The sequence below is a fragment of the Actinotalea sp. C106 genome, from assembly GCF_023630195.1.
Classification (GTDB): domain Bacteria; phylum Actinomycetota; class Actinomycetes; order Actinomycetales; family Cellulomonadaceae; genus Actinotalea.
Map to the genome: position 1 here is coordinate 1 of NZ_JALPKN010000536.1, position 1,056 is coordinate 1,056.

A 1,056-nucleotide genomic window follows, 5' to 3' on the forward strand; every position below is an offset into this window, starting at 1 on the left:
CCACGCCCTCGGTGATCGGCGCGAGGGCCGCGGGCTCGAGCGGCCGCAGCCGGGCGACGTCGGCCGCGGTGCGCACCGGGTCCGCGAAGACCGGGCCGGTGCCCGGGACGATGTCCACGTCCACCCCCGCCAGCAGCAGGGGCACGACGATGTCGCTGAAGAAGATCCCGGCGTCGACCCCGTGACGACGCACGGGCTGCAGGGTGATCTCGCTCGCCATGGCGGGGTCCAGGCAGGCGTCGAGCATCGCGGTGCCCTCGCGCAGGGCCCGGTACTCGGGCAAGGACCGGCCGGCCTGACGCATGAACCACACCGGGACGTGCTCGGTCCGCGAGGTGGTCACCGGACCCGCGGAGGCCGTGTGGCCTTCGTCACGAGAATGCCCGTCACGGCCCGCGCGGAATGCTCGGACGAGCGCGGAACCGGCCGTGCGGCCGTCGATCAAGGGATGGTTCTGAGGGAGATTCACCCTGCGATTGTGCCGAACATTCTTCCGCCTGGTTCAATCGGGCCGTTGTGGTGCTGATGACCCTGACGGCGTCCCACCGCGATCTGGACCTGGATGTCCTCGAGCAGCTGAGCTCGGGAGCGCACTCCGTCGGCTCCGAGGTCGTGGCGGACAGCCACGAGATCACCGGTTGCGTCGTGCTCGCTACGTGCAACCGGTTCGAGGTGTACCTGGATGTCGCCGAGACCTGCGCGGGACCGCAGACCGCCCTCGACGCCGTGACCGCGACGGTGGCCCGCACCAGCGGCCTGCCCCAGGCCGACGTGCAGGACTCGCTGCAGGCCCGCGTGGGCCCCGAGGTCGGTCGCCACCTCTTCGCGGTGGCCTCGGGCCTGGACTCGATGGTCATCGGGGAGCGCGAGGTCGCCGGGCAGGTGCGTCGTGCCCTGCACACCGCCCGCACCGAGCGCACGACCTCCCCCCGCCTCGAGCGCCTCTTCCAGACCGCCTCGCGCACCTCGCGCGCCGTGGGCGCCCAGACGGGGCTCGGCGGCACGGGCCGCTCGGTGGCCGGTGTCGCCCTCGACCTCGCCGCCGAGGCCCTCGTC

The 1,056-nt window shown here is 72.9% G+C and carries 1 protein-coding gene and 1 pseudogene; one reads left to right on the forward strand and one right to left on the reverse strand.

Translation table 11 applies throughout. From position 1 onward, the window contains the following. The coding region (locus L0B03_RS18310; RefSeq protein ID WP_308200117.1) for a uroporphyrinogen decarboxylase family protein at positions 1–469 on the reverse strand (469 nt) is incomplete at its 3' end. Between the two features lie 56 nt (positions 470–525). Between L0B03_RS18310 and L0B03_RS18315 the strand changes: the two are divergent. After that, positions 526–1,056: pseudogene (locus L0B03_RS18315) on the forward strand (glutamyl-tRNA reductase); the annotation flags it as partial.